This window comes from Paenibacillus sp. 1A_MP2 (genome assembly GCF_052244825.1).
GTDB classification, from domain to species: domain Bacteria; phylum Bacillota; class Bacilli; order Paenibacillales; family Paenibacillaceae; genus Paenibacillus; species Paenibacillus vandeheii.
This window is the reverse complement of the sequence record NZ_JBQQCS010000001.1, coordinates 3,948,562-3,969,857: the sequence shown is the minus strand read 5'-3', so window position 1 is coordinate 3,969,857 and position 21,296 is coordinate 3,948,562. Positions and strand designations below refer to the sequence as shown.

Sequence of the window (21,296 nt, the reverse complement as noted above, 5' to 3'; positions counted from 1 at the left end):
CTTCGGCCCAATAAAAGACAAAAGGGCAAGCGATCATAAGCGATCGCTTGCCTTTTTTGTTTCCAACTGGCAGGGATACAAAAATAAAATTGAACAAGAAATAACGCTATGATATAATCATTAGCGTCATCGACAATTCAACATAAAAGGTGTATACATTTTAATTCCTAATTTAATTGTACATCTGGAACTTTGATTTGTCAATGCTTCTTTTTATCCCAAAAAAAGGAAGGAGTGTGTTGGGAGAGATGGAAACGAAGGATTGGCGATTGGAACAGGAACGGTTGGAATGGGTAAGAGAGAAACTTCAGGCGAGAATTACCGAATTGGAGCCTGAGGTTGCGGGAATGCACGATCAGGCTTCGGACATCCGCAAGCGGTTTTGGGAAGAAGTTACGATTAACACAAGCACTCATGAAGATTTCGAAGAGACCTTTTACACGATTAACCAGCAGTCAGCGGTATTGGCCGAGCGGGAAAGAGGTCACAAGCGGTTGACGCAGCAATGGAATAGCATGAAACGTCTGCTCCCGTCTCCTTATTTCGGACGAATCGACTTCCAGGAGAAGGGTCTTGGCATCAGCGAGCAGATCTATATCGGGGTATCCTCTTTCGTCGACGAAGACGGCTTGAGCTTTCTGATCTATGACTGGCGTACGCCGATTGCGAGCATGTATTATGACTCCTCCCCAGGTCTGGCGTCTTATATGACGCCGATCGGACGAATCGACGGAACGATGGAGCTCAAACGGCAATTTCAAATTCAATACGGCCAGATTCGGAACATGTTTGATGCGAGTGAAACAATTGGAGACGACTTGCTGCAGCAGGTGCTTGGCAAAGGAGCCGACTCGCAAATGAAGAGTATCGTCGCAACCATCCAGAAGGAACAAAATGCCATCATTCGTGATGATAAAAGCCGGATGCTTATCGTACAGGGGGCGGCCGGCAGCGGTAAAACTTCCGCAGCCCTGCAGCGGGTAGCGTACTTGCTGTACAAACACCGTCAGACGATCAGTGCTGATCAGATTGTTCTTTTCTCACCGAATCCGATGTTTGCGAGTTATATCTCCACCGTCCTTCCGGAGCTCGGTGAAGAGAATATGCAGCAGACCACGTTTCAAGAGTATCTCGACTATTGGCTAGGATCTTCGTTACGGCCAGAGGATGCCTTTGATCAGATTGAGTATGTACTGTCTGCAAAAGGAACGCCAGGGTATGAAGCTCGTCTTCAGGGAATTGAGTATAAAGCTTCCGATGCTTTCCTGCACGCTTTGCAGAACTATGGAATATGGCTGGGTCGGGAAGGCATGCAATTCAAAAGTATTCGGTTTCGGGACCACGATTTGATTACCGCAGAGCAGATCAGAGCAAAATTTTACGGTTATGATCTTTCCTTGCCGCTGTCCAATCGTGTCGTTCTCTTGCAGGAATGGTTGCAAAATGAACTGACTATGTTGGAACGCATGGAACTGGAGGCGGCTTGGGTACAGGAAGAAATGAATTATCTCGACACCGAGCAATATGCAGAAGTGTTCGGAGTGCTGCATAAGGATAGGGAAGTATTCGACGTTGCGGAGCAATATGCTAAAGTTCGTGAGATAATGAGCAAGACGCGCCGGCAAGATGAAGGGGACTTTGGCTTTGCCGGGAAGGAAGAAGATATGCTCCGCCGGAAGATCGTGAAAGAAAGCTTTAAACCGCTAAGGAAAAGTGTGAGGAAATTCTCATTTGTAGATGTCAAAGGTATATATGAACAATTGTTTGTAGACGAAGCTGCTTATCGGGAGAAAACAAATGGGGCTGTTACCCCCACGCTGTGGCCTGAGATATGCAAGCAAACGAGGGAAAGCATGCTCCGGAACGAGTTGTTTCATGAGGATGCGACTCCCTATTTGTATGTAAAAGAAATGATTGAAGGCATCCGGACAAACACGGAAATTCGGTATGTCTTCGTTGATGAGGGTCAGGATTATTCATCGTTTCAATATGAATATCTCAAAAAGCTGTTTCCACGTGCCCGTATGACGGTGCTTGGCGATTTCAGGCAAGCGATCTTCACACAGGCTACAAATTTGGCCGCAGCCGATTCACCCCTGATCCGCCTCTTTGGCGAAGCCGAAACCAATCTGATCTCCCTTGTACGCAGTTATCGCTCAACCAGAGAAATCGTTGAATTTACAAGAGTGATGCTTCTAGACGGAGATGAAATTGTACCATTTGAAAGAAAAGGCCAGAAGCCACTGTTGACGAATCTCAACGACAAAGATGACCTAATTGCACAAATGGTGGCAAATATCGCTGCTCTAAAGGCAGAGGGCTTTGATTCCATTGCCGTCATTACGAAGACTGCCGCCGAAAGCCAGAAGGCCCATGAATCGTTACGGATTCAAGGAGGTGAAGATTTGCAGCTCATTACTAAAGAGACGTTCAACTTCGAAAAAGGCGTAATGGTCATTCCTGTTTATCTCGCCAAGGGTGTTGAGTTCGATGCAGTCTTGATCTACGATGCTTCGTCTGAGATGTATGGTCAAGAAAATGAACGCAAGCTTCTTTATACGGCATGTACACGAGGTATGCATCGACTTCATCTGTACACGACAGGCGATTGGTCGCCTTTCGTGCAGGCATTGGCAGCGGATTTGTATGAGGAATGGAACTCCCATACATCGGAATAAACATGTCGACATTGACGGAGGTAATCCAATAAAGATTCACGAGTCGCCTTTCTGGCGACTTTTTTTCATTTCTAAGTCATTGTAGAGGTGAAATTTGGTTAGCAACTTTCTTTGAATTATTTCCGTATTGTTATACTCAGCATAATTATTATTATATGGGTGGACTAAGATTACAGTTATATAATAGGAATACGTACTATTAATTTTGGGACTTCTATTTATTGAAACATAGAGACAGAAGTAAAGATTACATACATCAATTCATAGAGGAGTTGAAATCATGTTAACCAGAATTAACTTGCAGGGAAGCTGGGAGCTTCAACTGGATGAACATAAACAAGGCGTTCAAGGCCCATTTGGCGACACCATAACACTGCCGAATACGACCTCTCATGCACGCAAAGGAAGAAAGAGTGATGCGGCTCACATCGGGTCTTTGACCGATGAATATTCCTATGAAGGCTGGATTTGGCTGAAACGGGAGATTGATATCCCCGCAGCGCTTGCTGGAAAGAAATGCGATTTGTATCTGGAACGCACGCGTATAACCAAGTTGTGGGTTGATGCTGGAGAGTATGGAGCACAGGATAGTCTCAACACCCCTCATGTGTATAGCTTGTTTGAAGGGCTTTCCGAGGGGAAACACACCCTCACCATCCGGGTCGATAATACGGACTATCCGACGAAAGGCGGTCATCTTACATCCGTCGATACTCAAACCAACTGGAACGGAATTACCGGAAAGCTGGAGCTTCATTTATACCACGAGCTGCACATGGGTGAGGTACAGATCTATCCTAATGCTAAAGAGCGAACATTCAGAATCACAAGTACATTGTCTCAATCCATACCAGGTACGGTACTGTCCGTTACTGCACAAACCTTCAATCCCCTTTTAAAAGAGACTCATGGATATGTGCCTTCCGACAGAAAGCATGTGGTGATTGAGCAAACCTATCCATGCAACCAGAACGAGGTTAATGTGCTCTACAAGATGGGTGACGACGCATTGCTCTGGAGTGATTCGGACCCCAATCTCTATGTGCTGACCCTCACTCTGTTAGGGGAACAAGGAGATGTGCTGGATACAACTGAAATCATAACAGGACTACGAGATTTTGAAGCCAGGGGAGATGCTTTTACCATTAACGGCCGAAAGACCTTTCTTCGTGGAAAACATGATGGTCTCCTATTTCCGCTTACGGGTTACGCGCCAACCGATGTGGAAGAGTGGCTACGAATCCTGAGCATTTCCAAATCATATGGCATAAATCATTATCGTTTCCATACCTGTTGTCCGCCGGAGGCAGCGTTCACTGCGGCAGATATGCTTGGTATCTACATGGAGCCTGAGCTTCCATTCTGGGGTACGATTACGGATGAACTTGATCCACAGCATAATCAGGCTGAACAGGACTATCTTATTCGTGAAGGCTTCGCCATGCTGAAGGCGTATGGGAATCATCCTTCTTTTGTAATGATGTCACTCGGTAATGAACTTTGGGGCAGTAAAGAAAGACTTAATGCCATTCTAAAAGCGTATAAAGCATTTGATCCACGCCATCTGTACACCCAGGGTTCAAACAATTTTCAGTTCACTCCGCTTATTCTGGAGGAAGAAGACTTTTACTGTGGCGTACGATTCTCCAAAGATAGACTTTTCCGCGGGTCCTATGCCATGTGTGATGCCCCGTTGGGTCATGTGCAAACGGATGTGCCTGGTACCCTAAAGGACTACGACGACATGATCTTGCCGGATGGGATGGTTTCGGAAAAAGAGGGAATTCAAGCAGCTGAATCGGAAATTCAGATTCAATATGGTACGGAAGCCAAGACCGTGAAAGCCGCTTCGGCTGAACAACAGCTTATTCCACATCTACCCGTCATATCCCATGAAATTGGACAATATGCCATGTACCCCAACTACGAAGAGATCGAGAAGTACACCGGGTCGCTGAAGGCAAAAAACTTCGAGGTGTTTCGTGAGCGATTGCAAGCCAAAGGAATGGCACATCTGGCTGAACCATTTTTCCAAAGCTCTGGCAAGCTTGCTGTAGCCTGTTATAAGGAAGAGCTTGAAGCGGCATTTCGATCCAAACATCTGGCAGGATTTCAATTGCTTGATCTTCAGGACTTCAGTGGACAGGGGACAGCACTGGTAGGCATTTTGGATGCCTTCATGGATTCCAAAGGATTGGTTACTCCCGAGGAGTGGAGAACATTTTGCTCCGATGCCGTACTTCTGGCTCGATTCGAGAAATATAACTACACTTCGGGAGAAGATTTTGATGCCCACATTCAATTAAGGTACTTCCGATCACAATCATTGAAAGGTCATACCGTGGAGTGGGAGATGCGTGATTCGGATCATCTGATTACATCAGGAACAGAAGAGATCCCCTTTATTGCTGGAGAAACTTGGTTTGAGATAAGCCCAATAAAGCTCAAGCTCCCTGCTGTGAAAAAGATGACGTCCATCGTTCTATCCCTGTATATTCCAGGTACCGATATCCGGAAACAATATGATCTTTGGGTATATCCTGATCATGATGTGACAGCTATGGAACATGAGCCTATTTATAAGGAATTGTCCGATGAAGTTATTAATTTACTGAAAAAAGGCGAGAGCGTGCTGCTGCTTCCAACACTGGAACATAACGATAGTTCAGCCGAAGGTACATATTGTACCGATTTCTGGTGTTATCCGATGTTCCGATCCATCTCGGAAAGCATGAACAAGCCCGTTCCTGTCGGTACGCTAGGCTTGCTTATTGATAATTCGCACCCGGCATTGAAGCACTTTCCAAGTGAGACCCATTCCACTTACCCGTGGTGGCATATCGTCATGAACTCACGATCTTTAATTCTGGATGAGGTATCCACGAATGTTCAGCCTTTCGTTCAAACCATCGATAATTTTGAACGTAATCATAAGCTGGGTCTGCTGTTTGAATGCCAGGTTGGAAAGGGAAGCTGCTGGTTGGGGCGCTAAATTATGATGAATTGATTAACAAGGCGGAAGGGCGGCAATTACTTTACAGCCTAGCACAATATGTAAAAAGTGAAGAGTTTAACCCGGAAGCCAAGTTAGGGCTGGAGGAGCTGCAGCAGTTGTTGGGCAAAAAAATAGATTCACCATAATCAACGAAAGTCTGTTCTAAGGAACTAACATTAAAACCCTTCAAGCTGTTTTTTCAGTTTGAAGGGTTTTCCTTAATTTCAGACGCTTAAATAAGTTGACGAAATTATTGTTATGTAAACTAATTGCAATCACTTTCATTTCTTTTTCCCAAAATGACATAAAACCTCCATCATATGTAAATCGTAATGGTGAACGCACGAAGGAGGATACATATGAAAAGTCACGTGCATCGAAAAGAAGGAGAGAAACTGAGCTGGATTAGTCTTTCATTATTTGGAGCGGGATGTACGCTGGGAACGGGTTTTTTCCTTGGGACAAGTCTCGCTATTCATTGGGCCGGTTTATCGGTGCTTATCCTTTTGGTGCTGGCTGCTGCCGGGACTTACTTTGTATTTGGTGCATTGGCTCAAATGACGGCAGAAGATCCGAAGGAAGGGGCTTTTCGAACCTATGCCGGAGAAGCCTTCGGGCCATGGGCCGGTTTCGGTAGCGGCTGGATGTATTGGTCTTCCGAAATGCTAATTATGGGGAGTTCATTAACGGCACTCGGGTTGTTCTCTCAATTTTGGTTTCCCAAGTTTCCATTATGGGCGTTTGTAGCGGTATATGCATGCATTGGATTGTTCATCGCCGCATTGGGAGCCAAAGGGTTAACCCAAACCGAGAATGTGCTCGCAGTGATCAAGCTGGCTGCAACGGTTGCTTTTATTGTGATTGCGGCAGCGGCTTGCCTCGGATGGTTAGATGTGAAGATTACCCCGCAGAAAATAACTAATGAATGGTTTCCTCACAAAATAAAAGGGGTGTGGACCGGATTTATTTATGCTTTTTTTGCTTTTGCAGGGATTGAGATCATGGGTTTGATGGCAGCCAAGCTGAAGGAACCAAAGGATGCAGTCAAGTCAGGCCGAGTCATGCTGTTAACCGTCAGTGCGCTATATGTTGTAGCGATTGCTTTAATTCTGCTGCTGGTGCCAGCCGCGAAGTTAACACCAGACGAGAGTCCCCTCGTCAAAGCGATGTCATCGATTGGATTTACGGTCGTGGTTCATATTCTCAACGGAATTTTGATTATAGCCGGGTTCTCCACGATGGTTGCTTCAATCTATGCGATAACGTCCATGTTGGTTAAACTGGGTGAAGACGGAGATGCACCGAAGATGTTTACGAAGACATGGGGAAAAAGAACATGCCTCTTCATGCATTGGGATGCACTGCGGCCGGATTAATACTTTCTACCCTATTGGCATTATGGATGCCTAAGAGCCTGTTTGAATATATAACTACCGCAGGCAGCTTGGTATTAATGTATACCTGGCTTCTGATTTGCATCACGTATATCAAGAAAATGAAACCGACGAAATGGAATCGTGTCAAAGTGTGGATCGCCATGATTCTTATTGTTGCAGCAGTAGCAGGGACCGCCATGGAAAAAGCCAGCAGAACAGGTCTGCAGGCAAGTATAGGTCTTGTTATATTGATTGCCTTAATTACCTACATTGTGAACAAATTACGGAAACCACGATCATCAACATCCACTTAACCGTCAACGTTTTGATCTTTCTTGGGCACAGCTCTTCCATGCGTCATAGCCAATCTGCTAAGTGATAGGTTCTTGAATGGCTTTACTGAAATGCCTTGTTTCAGCTATTTCGTCAACTTGCCAATGGCTTGCTTCATGCGCAAGAACGGGCATTTGGAAGGGGTCTGCTCGTCATCAGGCAGGAAATATTGTTTCCATTCCAGATTATCCTGCTGTCCATACCACATGAGTGATGGGTGAGCCGGAACGGCATCATAAGCTGCCAGGCGTTTACGAATCAAGGTTTTCATTTTACGACCAAGAGGTGTGTTGTCATTAATCGATTCAAACACCCACCGTGGTTGAAATGCAAACATCAGATAAGGGAAGTGCCTACTGGCTCTGAGCTCGTGCGCGGGAGTCGCACAGAAACAAAAATAAGGATCCCCGCCAAAGCAAAATTCCCACGTGGCTTCATGCGGATCCGTCGAAATATGTTCAGGCCAAGCAGCTTCATCGAGTGTGCTCACCCGGTTAAGCATTTCCCAGAACAACGACTGATACTGCTCCACTGTTGTGTTATTTTTCAAATCATCCGGTGTCTCGCAAATGACCACCAAGGAAGCGTATTGTCCCGTGTTCCGGGAAACGGGTCCATATTGACTAAGTAATTCTGCCATGTCCTTGGCAGCAGCTTGTGTACGCGGATCACATGTGAATCCGTATCTCAGATGGCCGGAGAGAAAACCCATCCGTCCGGGTACACATGGATACGTATTCCCCTCATCTGCTATCATATTGGCGAATTGTGAATAAGCGTCCTGCTGCCATTCGGGCAGATCTTTAAATAATGGTTTTATTTCATCGGCACTGTACAGCTCTGCCATGAATTCCCAACTCCATTCCACATGATACCGTTAACGTATTACTGCGGATGGCGTTGGGTGACTGTCCAGTGTCGTTTTTATGTCAGAAAAAGATGGAGCGTACAGCTTCATATCCGAAGTACAGGCCAAATCCGATCAGACAGATGCCTGAGATGATGGAGATCCAGCGCAACACGGCTTCGTTGCTGTGTTTATGAAATCGACTGGCCATGCCAGCCATGATAACGTCCCATACAAGAATTCCTATGAATATACCAGAGCTGTATAGTAGCAGATGAGCCGTATCGGTATGCTTCACGGTTGTAGCAAGAATAGAGCCGTAAATTCCGAGCCAGAATAAAATATTCAGCGGATTGGATAAGGCCATCAGGAAGCCAGAGACAAAGGATTTTCCAACTTTCGCTTCTGCTGTAGAAGAGGTCTGAATGCCGTCTTTTATTTTGGACAGTGTTTCCACACCGGTATACACCAGAATAAAGCTGCCAAAAGACCAAAGAAAAGAGCGCATGAACGGCGTGTCCAGAAAATGGGCAACTCCAAAATAAATCAGGAGCATGTACACCAGATCGGCAAACATGGCTCCGAGACCCAAAATCCAGGCATGCATGAATCCATGGCGGGCCCCTCGATCCAGCTGAGCAGCATTAATCGGACCAATCGGAGCTGATAGCGAAATTCCCAGAATAATATAACTGAACAGTACAGACATATACGCGTTCACTCCTTAACGGGTTAGACGACTTGTACCGTAAGTCACACACATATGGGTACAAGTCATCGTATTCCCGTTTGGAGCCAATTAGAACAAGCTGTCCGTACATTATAATGTTATTGCATTAAAGGCTCGGAGATTCCACATCTAATTGAACAGGAGTGCAATGGTAACCGTTGCACACACTCTCTTCGCATGGACAAGCAGACAAACCGATGATCAGATCCATTAAGGCTTCCATCTCAACATAATCTCCGGCACTGGATTCGGGGGCAATCACATCAATTTTCCCCTCACCGTCTACAACAGAATTCATAAACAGGTTGAAAGGATAATGTTGATCCGGGGGGACGATGCCGAACGGTTCCAGGGCCGTATTCAGATTATGATAACAACTGGGATGGTCTTTTTTATCATACAAGACCTCATACATTTCCGGACGACAGGCCGAGTTGAAAAAATCATGAATACCTACAGTTTCTTCGACAATGGAAATGAGAGGTTCATACCGGTTGGAATACAGACATTGCCCCGGTTTAATCCTGTAAGTGCGTAGCACATCGAGTGTTACGCCGGGATCGAGCCGATTATTGATATTTTGCGCATCATAAGCGACAAAATCAACCACCTGCTGTCCCTCCAAATCGGTTATACGAATCCGCGACCCTTTTTTCACTCTAAGCGCATAGCCTGTTTTGGCAGGAATATGAATGGACTGCTTATATAAACCCGTAGAATTCATCCGTATTTCCTCCGATGTTTTTAAACTCAGTATGCGGAAATGACGTTACTTTCATGCACTTAATGAGTGATGTAGCCGATGCTTCTAAAGGGTGTGAGTATCTTGAATTTATTGCAAAAATGTTAAAAACTAAATTTTATACTGGAAACAGTGGATTACCTTTCATTCCGACCCAAAGTTTGGATGACTCCAGCTGGCCAGCCAGATGAAGTAACCAATCTTCACGGCCTTTTGTTGCCATAATTTGTACACCCATGGGCAGCCCTTCAGGAGTCAGATGCACAGGAACACTCATGGCAGGTTGACCCGTCAGATTTGCGAGCTGAGTGAACGGTGTGTACGTGAGACTTGGTTCAAACATCTCGTAAATCAACTGCTGCTGCTGGCTCTTGTCCAAATCGCTAATGCGCATCAGATACTGAATCTGTTCATCATGAGGCGTCAGTTCTCCGATTTTGGGTGCTGGAAAAGCATTCACGGGTGTGACATAAAAATCATACCGTTCAAACAAGGTGGACATTTGGGCTGCGGCAACATCCCACTCCGCCAGACTATGTACGAATTCGGCAGCGGATACTTTTTTGCCGGCTTCGGCCAAAACCCAGGACTCGATCTCCATATCATCCGATGTTAATACTCTGCCCATTGAACGTTCCATGGAAGAAATCATCGCTGCCATTTCGCCGCTGTTCATCATGTAATAGTTCTCCATCAGTTTGACACCATTCACCGGACTCAGTTTTTCTTCAACTTCGTGACCTTGTTCTTCCAGCCAGCGAACCGTCTTATATACCGCTTCTTTGGCTTCATCACTCACAGGTGTACCTACAGGTGAAGCTGTCGTGTAAGCGATTTTCAGTTTGCGTTGATGAGGATAGTTCATATCAGCCAAATAGCTTCCCGGAAAGAGGGGAGCATGAAATGCCGCCTCGGGTTGAATGACTTGCAGTGTATCCAGTAAAGCAGCGCTGTCGCGAACAGAGCGGGATAGGGCAAAATCAATCGATGCACCCTGCCACTGACGACCGACCCCCGGCCCTACGGGTGTACGTCCACGTGTAGGCTTGAGTCCGAACAATCCGCTGAATGAAGCAGGGATTCGGATTGAACCGCCGCCATCACTGGCTCCCGCAAGCGGTACAATACCCGAGGCTACTGCGGCAGCAGCACCTCCACTTGAACCACCTGGCGAGTGATTGGTATTCCATGGATTACGACTTGGGCCGTGAAGACGGGGCTCGGTAATATTTTTCAGACCGAATTCCGGCGTGTTGGTATGACCAATGATAATGAATCCTGCATCACGCAGGCGGGAAACGAAATTGGAATTCCGTTGTGCACGATGCTCACGGAGAAGACGTGAACCCGAGGTGAGAATTTCACCCTCCATGGATTGGGATATATCTTTTAAGAGCAAAGGCACGCCTGCAAAAGGCTGTTCTCCCGGGCGAACCATCCCCGCTTCCTGACGTGCACGTGTTTCATATGTACGAATAACTGCGTTAAGCTGCGGATTCACTTCTTCCAAGCGAGCATATGCCGCTTCCAGCAATTCGACCGGAGATATCTCCCTGGCGCGAACCAATTCAGCCAAACCTATGGCATCGTAGGATGTATATGAAAATGATGAAGATGGAGACATAATGATCGTTCCTCTCTAAATTGACTTGATCTACTATTCCATATGTCATCGTACCACCGGAATAGTGAAAAGACAAAAGGCACTGTACATCTCAATGGATGTGCAGTGCCTTGACTAATTATATTGTAAGAAATTCAATCAATTCGTACGAATCTTGGGTGCTGCGTCAGCCGGACTCGCTGAGCGTTCCTGCTGCTTGGAGATGGCGAACAGGGCAATCCAGATGAGGATGAACCCAACCAGTTGCTCCCATGTAATTAGCGTACGGAATGCAATCCAGTTTACCAGCACACCAGCCATCGGGAAGCTCAGTTCCGCAAGCGTTGCAACAGAAGCTTTGGTAGAAGAGAGGCCTTTGTAGTATAACAGAAGACTCAGCAACCCTGGCAGCAATGCCTGGCCTAGAATATTGAGTGCCACAGCCGCCTGCTCACCTGTACCGGAAGGGAATGTCCAGGCAGCACCTTCGTTCCACGTCATAAAGATCAGCAGTGGCAAAGCGACGACAAAGCGAAGGGAGGTAACCGTCTCATAACGGGTTTGCCCCAGCATCAGCCGCCCCATAACCGTTGAACCGCCCCACAATGCAGCGGCTCCCAGCGATAACAGGCTGCCAGCATGAACCCAGTTGTCCCAGTTCCCAAGAGGAAGGGTGAATCCGAACGTAAGCAGGTACGTTCCTGCAAGTGCTATAATAAATAGTCCACCGAAGCGGCGTGGCAATGTTTCTTTTAAGAGTAACTTAGCCAGAACAATCGCAAATAACGGCTGCATCTTTTGCAATAACAAGACGGTATTGGGATCGTTATGTGTAAGCGCAAGAGTAAATAATACCGTAGCGAGAGCAGATCCTCCCCAGGAGATAAAGATTACGGCAATCCAGTGACGTGCGCGCAGATTTTTCAGATCAGCACGGAACTTCCACAGGACGGGAATCGCCACAAGGCTAACAATAATATGTTCCACCAGCACAATCTGAGTAGAGGTCATCGTTTTGAGCAAAATAATACGAAACAGTGGATCTACACCCCAGAGGGCGGCTCCGAGTACGACGAGCCAAAATCCGGTATTGCTTCGTTCCTTACGGTAAACGGTTGATGCAGATTGGGTCTTTTCCATATTCAGGACTCCTTCGTCAGAACACGGAATCTTCAGTTGGCAAAATCGACAAAAGCCCCCGTTTTGGTATACACCAAATAAACGGGGCTCAATCATTGACATGTCATACGGAAAGAAGCCTATCCGTAAAGGCATGCCAATGTGTTGATCTTCTCTCATCCGGACTGTACCGTCGGCCTTGGAGTCACACCAAGTCAGTCGCTGAATGACCTAAGTTGAGTCAAACAGCGAGTCGCGGGCTGGTTCCGAAGAACATCACCGCCGGTTGGGAATTGCACCCTACCCCGAAGATCCTATTCAATTATATGTGTATTGAACAAGCTGTAACATTAATAATTTCATCTTATTCCTGTAAGCGCTAGCAGTTCAAGTGTTTTTTTAGAATATGATATTCCAGCTTCCTTGTTGTCTGCGTAGTAATACAATCTGACCTGCATGATAGGCATCGTGGAGTATCCAGCGGGCAAGTTCATGTGCCCATTTTTCATTCGTATCCATGTAAGGGGCTTCGAGGTCGGAATCCTTTAATGAAGCGAGCTGATCACGAAGCTGCTCGGCTAATTGTGTTGTATTTTGCATAAGCGTACTCCAGCCAGCGGTATCGGAAGGGTCCCCGGAGTCTCCGAAGGTAGATTCATTGTTTTCGGCAGGTGTACCGGAGGGAGGTGTGCCCTGAATGCGACTCAACAAACGAAAATTGTAATAATACATATGGTTAACCAACTGCCAGATGCTTAATCCACCGGATGATGGAACCCAGGCTGCCTGTTCGGCAGTCAACCCATCGAGCGCTTTGGACAAAGGCACAATCCAATTACATTGGTCCCAGGTGTCATCTTTCTGAATGAGCAATAGTTCTGTTGTTGAGGTAGTCATTGATTTTTTCCTCCCTAAAATAAATTCATGGTAACTAGCTAAACTGCTTAAAAGTGGTTACAATTAATATAACCCAAACTTGAATGGATGTAACTATCTTTTTATATTTAAGTAGTTACATTTTAGCGGAGGTACTATGGATAGACTATGGACTGATTTTGTGAACAGTGATTATCATGACTGGCGTGGCGGAGATCGTTCGGAGGACAGGCTTGGCAGAACGGAATGGCAGCAAGGATTTCTGAAACAATGGCAACTGAACGCGCCTATACCTGCTTCTTCCGAAGAAGAGAGGGCTTTGAGAAGCTTCAGAGGCGAATTGCAGGCTCTTGCAACTCGTTTATCTGCCGGAAACCCATTACCGGACAAGGACCGGGAATGGCTTAACGCCATGATGGGAGAAGGTCAGGTTACCAGAAGGCTGTACTCTGGAGAAGAAGGACTGAAACTTTCGCTGGTTCCTGTAAAATTTCATTGGCAGCAGGTTATGGCTGAGGTCGCAGCTGATTTTGCCGTCACAGTGGTTGAAGGGGATGCAGGAAGGATTCGAATCTGTGATAATTCGGACTGCCGATGGTTTTTTTATGATGATACGCGTAGTCGGACCCAGAGATATTGTGATGACAAGATGTGCGGTAACCTGATGAAAGTTAGAAGATTTCGGGCAAAACGGAAGGTGGATCAGCAGAAAGAGTAAGGTATATGTACAGAATGTATCATTTGCTGAACTTTGCGGTAGACAGGGAATTATTCGAAATGATTTCTATGAATTCAAAATTGCATGTTTCCATTTATTGCTATATAATGTATATGTACTTAAAATAATTTAGTAGCTTATTCAGTTAGTCATTCAGTCAGTCAGAGATCAACATCCGGGATTCAAGCGTATATCCAACAAAAAACAATGATTGGAGATGTGTCTTGTGGGGACAAGTTATCTACTGAAAAACGGTTGTGTATTGTCTATGGATTCGTCGGTAGGGCAGTATAAGAGGGCGGATGTTCTAATTGAGGATTCTCTTATTACTGCCATCCAGCCCGATCTGAGTTGTATGGAAGCGGAAGTGATAGATGCATCGGAGATGATCATACTTCCCGGACTTGTGGATACACACCGGCATGTGTGGGAGTCGCTCGTAAAAACAGCGGGAACCAACTGGTCATTGCCGGTCTATCTGCAAAACCTCTACTATGGGGCAATGGGAAGCAAACTCCGCCCACAAGACGGCTATATCGCCAATTTGTTGGGTTCTTTGGAAGCGCTTAATGCAGGCGTAACCACGGTGCTTGACTGGAGTATGCCGTATTCAACAGAGCACACGGATGAACTGATTCACGGACTTCAGGATGCAGGTATTCGGGCGGTTTTCGCTCATGGCGTACCCGGTGAGACACCCTACTGGAACAGAGAGAGTCACCTAACCTATTCGAATGATGTGAGAAGGGTCAAGGAACAGTATTTCTCTTCACAGGATCAGTTACTGACGTTCGGTCTTGCCATTCGTGGTCCGGAGTTCAGCCATTGGGATACCACGGTGAAGGAAATTCAGCTTGCCCAAGAGCTGGATGCGATATGTTCGATGCATGTTGGCTTTGGAAGCTGGGGATCTGTAGATCGTTCGATAAGTAAAATGTATGAAGCTGGTTTACTGAGTCCGAGTCTGAACGTTGTACACGGAAATACGATGGATACGGATGAGTATAAAATGCTGGCCGATAGCGGTGCCTCACTGTCCGTCACACCGGAAGTGGAAATGATGATGGGGCACGGGTATCCGGCAACGGGTTACTTTCTTGAAAACGGAGGAACGCCAACGCTTGGTGTCGATGTTGTAACATCAACGGGTGGGGATATGTTCTCCCAGATGAAATTTGCTCTTCAAGCAGAGCGTTCCAGGGGGAATGAACAGCTTTTACTACAGGGTGAAATGCCTGGTGAGCTTAATCTGCAATCCAGTCAAGTTCTGAGATTTGCAACTTCTGCCGGGGCGAAGGCTCTGGGACTGGAGCGGAAGATTGGCACGCTTACTCCAGGTAAAGAAGCCGATCTGATTATGATCCGAACCACAGACCTTAACCTGTTCCCGGTGCATGATCCGGTTGGAGCCGTCGTTCAATTTGCCAATCCATCCAATGTGGACACTGTGTTTGTAGCAGGTCGGTTGGTGAAGCGCGAAGGTAAGCTGCAGCATGTCGATCTGAATGAGGTCCGTCGAAAGGCTTTGGCAAGCAAGGAATATTTGCTATCTCAATATCGGATGTCGGATGCAGAGCGAATTGTATTTTCATAAGTTTGGTGTCCCATGTGAATGAAAGAGAAATTCTCTTACGGAATGAAAAGAGTAGATGTTCTCATCTGTGTAATAGATCTGATAGCGTTTCAATCGAAGGGCTGCATAGGGATATGCGGCTCTTTAACTTGCGTGTTTATTGTAAACCACGCAAAGTTAGCTAGGAAAGGACAGCGGAATAAGGCGAAAAGATCCTTCGATTGCATCAGTGCATCTAACAACGAACAAACAATGATAAGACTGAGAAAAGAACCCTAAAAAAACTGCGCATAATATAAATTATACGCAGTTTTATTTTAAATCGATTTTCATATTCATCCCTGTCCAACAGATCATGATAAATTTCGTCTGTAACGCACAAAATATACTATGATTTAATTTAACAAAGCAACGCGACAAAGTGTAGAAATCGATAGTTTTTTATAGTTGGTCGTTAAGATAGAACAAACGACTTTTTCATAGAACAGATGAACCCAACAAAAATATCTGAAGTAAAGAGACACATTCATCATTTTCAATACGAGAGGAAACTGTGTATGAATCAAAACCAGAATCGATCTTCCCTATTTAGAAAAAAGCCGATTGCCACCGGTGATAACGAAAGCAACATTTTGAAAAGGGTACTGGGCCCCCTAGATCTGATGACTCTCGGGGTAGGAGCGATTATCGGTACGGGAATTTTTGTATTAACAGGTGTTGCTGCTGCAACATATGCAGGTCCCGGTCTGGTACTGTCTTTTCTGCTGGCAGGTATAATCTGCGCCTTCGCTGCATTGTGTTACTCCGAGTTTGCATCCAGTGTGCCTGCTTCGGGAAGTGCGTATACATATAGCTACACCGCTTTTGGTGAAGTCATTGCCTGGATTCTCGGATGGGATCTTATTCTGGAATATGGATTTGCGAGTGCGGCTGTGGCCAGTGGTTGGTCAGGATATTTTCAAACGTTATTGTCCGGATTCGGATTGGAATTACCACATGCGCTCACCAGTGCATTTAATCCGGAAAAGGGAACCTATTTTGACATCACCGCAGCGATGATTACGTTAATTATTACATTCCTGCTCACCCGAGGCGTAAAAGAGGCTGCACGTGCCAATGGAATCATGGTGGCGATTAAAATTATTGTGGTGTTGATCTTTATCGGTGTGGGTGTATTCTATGTCGAGCCGGATAACTGGCAGCCGTTCCTTCCGTTTGGAATGTCAGGGGTAACCGCAGGGGCGGCAACAGTGTTTTTTGCTTATATCGGCTTCGATGCTGTCTCTACAGCCGCGGAAGAAGTGAAACGTCCACAACGGGACTTGCCCATCGGTATTATCGCGTCCCTTGCGATCTGTACCGTTCTCTACATTGTTGTATCTTTGATTCTGACAGGGATTGTACCTTATCACATGCTGAATGTGAGTGATCCGGTTGCCTTTGCCTTTGAATTTGTTCAATTGAAAGGATTGTCATGGATTGTTTCACTTGGGGCCATTACAGGGATTACCACTGTATTACTTGTTATGATGTATGGTCAGACACGTTTGCTTTATTCCATGTCACGGGACGGTCTATTGTCTCCGGTATTCTCCAAAGTCAGTGGCAAAAGCCAAACGCCTGCTATGGGAACTTGGGTTGCTGGGATCATCGTCGCTTTATTCTCGGGTTTCATCTCACTTGGCCACTTGGCGGAGTTAACCAACATTGGGACACTGTTTGCGTTCGCGGTTGTGAGTCTGGGCATTATCGTGCTGCGTAAAAACAACCCGGAACTGAAAAGAGGATTCCGTGTGCCTTTCGTTCCACTGATCCCTATTCTGAGCGCTGTTGGCTGTATGTATCTCATGACACGTCTTGCGGCTCTGACCTGGATTACGTTCTTTGGCTGGTTAATTATTGGTTTAATCATCTACTTTGCCTACGGTCGCCATCACAGTCATTTGAATCCGGCACGGCGAATTTCGGACACGTTCAAAATAACAAAAAGAAAGTAGAAGTCATAGCTTAAGCCACATTGTAGAAACATCGTGGGAGACATCGTGATGAGTTATTAAATTTATCGATAACTGGGTTTATAGTAAATGTAGTTAGCTGAAATTAGTCTCATGCTGCGTCGCCAAAGCGACGTGGTATGGGGCTTTTTCTGTAAAAGCAGATCATGCATTACGAAAGAAAGCAGGGATGGATAGAGAGAGCTATGGGTGTCTAATACGTGATAGATCTGTCATTGTCAGCGGAAACAGGGTTGCGGTCAGGGCAAATATGACATATATTTGGGGGTGTGACATGCCATCAGACATAGGAGAGGGGATGTATCATGGACACACCATTACATATCAATCAGTATCACCGAAATTCGAATTTCGGCTTTGCTTTGGCTGGCTCATCCGTGCTTGCTGAAACAAAGCTAATCATTTCACACCCAGAAGACAAGAACGTATTTCAGTTAGAGCTGGATCCGCAGCGTCGTTTGAAGGATGGACGCAAAGTGTCGGTTGTTGCGCAACATATGGATACACCGCTGGATCGACAAGATGCCATTATCGTATATGGAGAAGAGCTGGGGTTTGTACAATATACGGTTGCCTTGGGACCAAACAGTACATGTTCACTCGCTCCTATTGAAGGAATAGATCATCCGATCATATTGAATTGGGCTGATTTTGCAGAAGGAGAATACGAACTGCGAATTTCCTTGCACATTAAAACACCACGTATTGCAGAGGGGCAGCTGGAGCCCGAGCAGCAAGCCATGGTGAAATATGCTCAGGTCGTAACCGTAGCGATCTGTCTGTTTCCAGCCGAAGCTGCGCAGATGAGTACAGCACCGGAAGCTGTATGGACACGGGAGAATCATATATTTGACTCCTACGGAAGGGGTGGCTTCATTCTCGCAGATCTGCCTCGTATGGAGAAGCGTGTAGAAGAGCTGATCGGTTCTGGAAACCATAATCTGATTGAACAATTCGGTGAGGGCGACCTTTCGGACACCTTGCTGGAAGAAGGTCTAATGGCGATTGTCTGGGGAGTTACGCCATGGTGTTATTCAATTTTTTCGGCCCCGGATGAAGATTCCAGAGCCAAACTTTCGATAGACAAGCTGGGTGATGAACCTCAGGCCACGGGAATATACCGTGTACATCCCGAAAGTAAACAATTAAGCATCGTGCCCGTGAACGAATTGGCTGATTGGTCATCCTGTTCAAAGAAAGAATGGCCTGTAATCGAGGTTGCGTGTGAAGGAGAGACGCTGCGTATGGATCTGTATGTTCAGATCTGTGAATCTGTGAATGGACTGCATGAGAATCCGTTGCCTTCATTTGTACTCACTCGTAGTAAAGGACAGCCCGAGGCGATTACCCCACTAATCGATGTCGTAATTGTAGATTAATAAATAGAAGTGTGGTGACGAACACAGATGTTGACCGAAGAGATTCAGGAGCAATACGCCGATGAGCTTGAAGCTTTTCATATATGGATGAAAGATGCAGGGTACACGGAACATACGGTAAAATCATACACAGGGGACGTTGCTGAATTTCTCGTCTCTATTAATGGAAAGTCACTGGAACAGGTTAAAAAGCTTCATGTGTTATCCTTTTTGTCCCGAGCTCGGGAACGCGGGGTGAGTGATTCGACGCGGAATCGGAAACACGCAGCTGTGAACTGTTTTTATAAGTCATTAATTGAACTTGAATTGGTGACCAATAACCCCGCTTTCGGGATCAAGAAGTCCAAAACCGAGCAAAACCGTGCCCCCGTCTTTCTTGACGAAAACGGTTTGGAACGATTTTTGCAATCGGTCGAGGGAAAGTACCGTACACGAAACCTGGCTATTTTTCTGTTAATGGGATACATGGGATTGCGGGTCGGAGAGGTACATGCCTTGAATTGCAAAGACTATAATGTGGAACGGCGTACGCTGGATGTGTTCGGTAAGGGCCGGAAATGGCGTACACTCCCTGTGCCTGAGACGGTTGCTGACCTGTTATCCCAAGCTCTTCAGGAGCGTCTGGATCCGTGGCGGGCGAAGGAAGAGGCATTGTTCGTCTCGCAAAAAGGGAAACGGTTGTCGATTCGCAGTATTCAGCTCATATCGACGGAAACCTTTGAACGTTTTCAGCAGGAATCCGCCTCCAATCAGCGTATAAACTATTCCAGTCACAAACTGCGTCACTCATTCGCGACCATGATGCTTAGACGCGGAGCAGACCTGCGAACGGTCCAGGAGCTGCTGGGACATTCCTCCATTCAGACCACTACAGTATATACTCATGTAACCAGCCGCGAGAAGGAGCAAGCGATGGCTTTGCTGGATGTCAAACTTCCTGCGTTTGTGGCTGATATGTAAAAGGTAAGCTTCGTTTATATATATTGAACTAAAGAATAATTCCACTTGCCACTCCGATGACAGAACAACCTTCCGATCGCTGTTATCCCTAGATTTTTTTGAATCCCTTATATAAAGGGGGAATCCATGGATAAAGGCGAACGCTCCGCTTCTTCAGGTTATTTCTGTCCTCTCCGTTAACGTGTAAATGTTTAGTTCAATACCTCGTTTTTTATTGACGGAATAATCATTATGTAAACTTAAATTCATATTTCCATTAAGACCAAAGGACCACTCGCATCTTCGCAAGGAAGATACAAGTGGTCCTTTAGTTATACAACCTTAAGTCAAAATCCAGGATTTGGATTTATTCCAGTCCGGCAATCTGTTCCTTCAATTTGTTCGCGGAGGCCTGGAAAGCGACTTTCTCCGTCTCATTCAATGGAAGTGGCAGAATTTCACGCACACCATTGCGATCAACTACACATGGAACGCCCAGATATACATCGGATACACCATTATAATCTTCCAGCAATGTGGAAACGTTCAGTACGGAGCCTTCGTTGCCCAGAATAGCAGCCACGATACGGTCCAAGGCGAGCGCAATTGCATAGGAAGTAGCACCTTTGGCATTAATAATCTCATACGCCGCATTTTTGGTCCGGTCAAAGATATCCTGCTGTGTTTCTTCATCCAGCTCCAGGTCGGTTCCTGCAACGTTAGCAAGGCTCCATACCGGTACTTCGGAATCACCATGCTCTCCAATAATATGAGCGTGAATGCTGCGTGGATCAATGCCTTTGTTTTTACCAATCAGATAACGGAAACGTGCGCTGTCTAGTAACGTACCGGAACCAATCACACGCGAAGCGGGCCAACCGCTTTGTTTCCACGAAGTATAGGACAAAATATCTACAGGGTTGGTAGCAATCAACAGAATTCCATGGGAATTCACCTCGGTAATACGTTCAATGATCTCTTTGAAAATGCTTGCATTTTTCTTCAGCAGATCAATTCGAGTTTCTCCTGGTTTTTGGGAAGCACCGGCAGTAATAATAATGATATCTGCGTCTTTGCAGTCCGCGTAATCGCCTGCCCATACTTTGACGCCTCCGGTAAATGGGAGTCCGTGGTTCATATCCAGCATTTCGCCGGTAGCCTTATCATGATTCACATCCACAAATACCAACTCGGACGAACGCTGTCTTAACATCAGCGTGTATCCCGTTGTTGTTCCCACCGCACCCATGCCTACAATAACGACACGACTTGGTTTGAGCGCTGCACTGTTTACCATTTTCATATCCTCTCCTTTTTGGGGTATACTTCCATCCATATTAAGGGATAAGCGTGTGAAAAGCGAGCCGCGTCTA

General features: G+C 46.0%; 17 protein-coding genes and 1 riboswitch. Of the genes, 10 read left to right on the top strand and 7 right to left on the bottom strand.

The annotated features are described in order from the left end of the window. The first annotated feature begins 248 nt into the window (after positions 1-248). The 5 genes from helD (at position 249) to ACTWJ7_RS19490 (ending at position 7,363) form a co-directional block, all read left to right on the top strand. Positions 249-2,678: an RNA polymerase recycling motor HelD gene (gene helD / locus ACTWJ7_RS19510; protein WP_301878590.1), complete on the top strand. Its 2,430-nt coding sequence runs from the start codon at positions 249-251 to the stop codon at positions 2,676-2,678. Positions 2,679-2,958: 280 nt separating this feature from the next. Continuing rightward, positions 2,959-5,670: a glycoside hydrolase family 2 TIM barrel-domain containing protein gene (locus tag ACTWJ7_RS19505; protein ID WP_443145788.1), complete on the top strand. Its 2,712-nt coding sequence runs from the start codon at positions 2,959-2,961 to the stop codon at positions 5,668-5,670. Next, the gene (locus ACTWJ7_RS19500) at positions 5,631-5,819 is read left to right on the top strand and encodes a hypothetical protein (protein WP_443145787.1); all 189 of its coding nucleotides are present in this window, start codon (positions 5,631-5,633) and stop codon (positions 5,817-5,819) included. Before ACTWJ7_RS19505 ends, ACTWJ7_RS19500 begins: the two co-directional genes overlap by 40 nt. A 213-nt stretch (positions 5,820-6,032) precedes the next feature. Then, a complete protein-coding gene (locus ACTWJ7_RS19495) occupies positions 6,033-7,049 on the top strand; it encodes an amino acid permease (protein WP_443145786.1) in 1,017 nt (338 codons plus the stop codon). A gap of 77 nt (positions 7,050-7,126) precedes the next feature. Further along, positions 7,127-7,363 carry a hypothetical protein gene (locus tag ACTWJ7_RS19490; protein ID WP_443145785.1) on the top strand — a complete coding sequence of 79 codons (237 nt, stop codon included), beginning with the start codon at positions 7,127-7,129 and terminating at the stop codon, positions 7,361-7,363. A 104-nt stretch (positions 7,364-7,467) separates the two neighbouring features. On the opposite strand, the gene ACTWJ7_RS19485 is transcribed toward ACTWJ7_RS19490, so the two are convergent. The 6 genes from ACTWJ7_RS19485 to ACTWJ7_RS19460 all read right to left on the bottom strand — a co-directional run bounded on the left by ACTWJ7_RS19485 (position 7,468) and on the right by ACTWJ7_RS19460 (position 13,320). Beyond that, entirely contained in the window at positions 7,468-8,229 is a 762-nt protein-coding gene (locus tag ACTWJ7_RS19485; protein WP_301878587.1) for a YqcI/YcgG family protein, read from the bottom strand. Between the two features lie 82 nt (positions 8,230-8,311). Continuing rightward, positions 8,312-8,938 carry a LysE family translocator gene (locus ACTWJ7_RS19480; protein ID WP_079344564.1) on the bottom strand — a complete coding sequence of 209 codons (627 nt, stop codon included), beginning with the start codon at positions 8,936-8,938 and terminating at the stop codon, positions 8,312-8,314. A gap of 127 nt (positions 8,939-9,065) precedes the next feature. After that, positions 9,066-9,683 carry an urea carboxylase-associated family protein gene (locus ACTWJ7_RS19475; RefSeq protein ID WP_301878585.1) on the bottom strand — a complete coding sequence of 206 codons (618 nt, stop codon included), beginning with the start codon at positions 9,681-9,683 and terminating at the stop codon, positions 9,066-9,068. A gap of 136 nt (positions 9,684-9,819) precedes the next feature. Then, the gene (locus ACTWJ7_RS19470; RefSeq protein WP_301878584.1) at positions 9,820-11,325 is read right to left on the bottom strand and encodes an amidase; all 1,506 of its coding nucleotides are present in this window, start codon (positions 11,323-11,325) and stop codon (positions 9,820-9,822) included. 138 nt (positions 11,326-11,463) lie between these two features. After that, entirely contained in the window at positions 11,464-12,444 is a 981-nt protein-coding gene (locus ACTWJ7_RS19465; protein ID WP_079344567.1) for a DMT family transporter, read from the bottom strand. A gap of 143 nt (positions 12,445-12,587) precedes the next feature. Then, a riboswitch (FMN riboswitch) is annotated at positions 12,588-12,740 on the bottom strand. 82 nt (positions 12,741-12,822) lie between these two features. Then, entirely contained in the window at positions 12,823-13,320 is a 498-nt protein-coding gene (locus tag ACTWJ7_RS19460; protein ID WP_079344568.1) for a DinB family protein, read from the bottom strand. A 136-nt stretch (positions 13,321-13,456) separates the two neighbouring features. Here ACTWJ7_RS19460 and ACTWJ7_RS19455 point away from each other — a divergent pair, with 136 nt between their 5' ends. The 5 genes from ACTWJ7_RS19455 to ACTWJ7_RS19435 all read left to right on the top strand — a co-directional run bounded on the left by ACTWJ7_RS19455 (position 13,457) and on the right by ACTWJ7_RS19435 (position 19,944). Then, a complete protein-coding gene (locus tag ACTWJ7_RS19455; RefSeq protein ID WP_079344569.1) occupies positions 13,457-14,017 on the top strand; it encodes a CGNR zinc finger domain-containing protein in 561 nt (186 codons plus the stop codon). A gap of 226 nt (positions 14,018-14,243) precedes the next feature. Next, positions 14,244-15,611: an amidohydrolase family protein gene (locus tag ACTWJ7_RS19450; protein WP_301878582.1), complete on the top strand. Its 1,368-nt coding sequence runs from the start codon at positions 14,244-14,246 to the stop codon at positions 15,609-15,611. Between the two features lie 536 nt (positions 15,612-16,147). Then, complete coding sequence (locus tag ACTWJ7_RS19445; RefSeq protein ID WP_079344571.1) at positions 16,148-17,587, top strand: amino acid permease; 1,440 nt, start codon at positions 16,148-16,150, stop codon at positions 17,585-17,587. A 323-nt stretch (positions 17,588-17,910) separates the two neighbouring features. Then, the gene (locus ACTWJ7_RS19440; protein WP_301878581.1) at positions 17,911-18,984 is read left to right on the top strand and encodes a hypothetical protein; all 1,074 of its coding nucleotides are present in this window, start codon (positions 17,911-17,913) and stop codon (positions 18,982-18,984) included. 27 nt (positions 18,985-19,011) lie between these two features. Continuing rightward, a complete protein-coding gene (locus tag ACTWJ7_RS19435; protein ID WP_301878580.1) occupies positions 19,012-19,944 on the top strand; it encodes a tyrosine-type recombinase/integrase in 933 nt (310 codons plus the stop codon). A gap of 346 nt (positions 19,945-20,290) precedes the next feature. Here the strand turns inward: ACTWJ7_RS19435 and ACTWJ7_RS19430 are convergent, their stop codons facing one another. Continuing rightward, complete coding sequence (locus ACTWJ7_RS19430; protein WP_094939858.1) at positions 20,291-21,220, bottom strand: L-lactate dehydrogenase; 930 nt, start codon at positions 21,218-21,220, stop codon at positions 20,291-20,293. Positions 21,221-21,296: the final 76 nt, after the last annotated feature.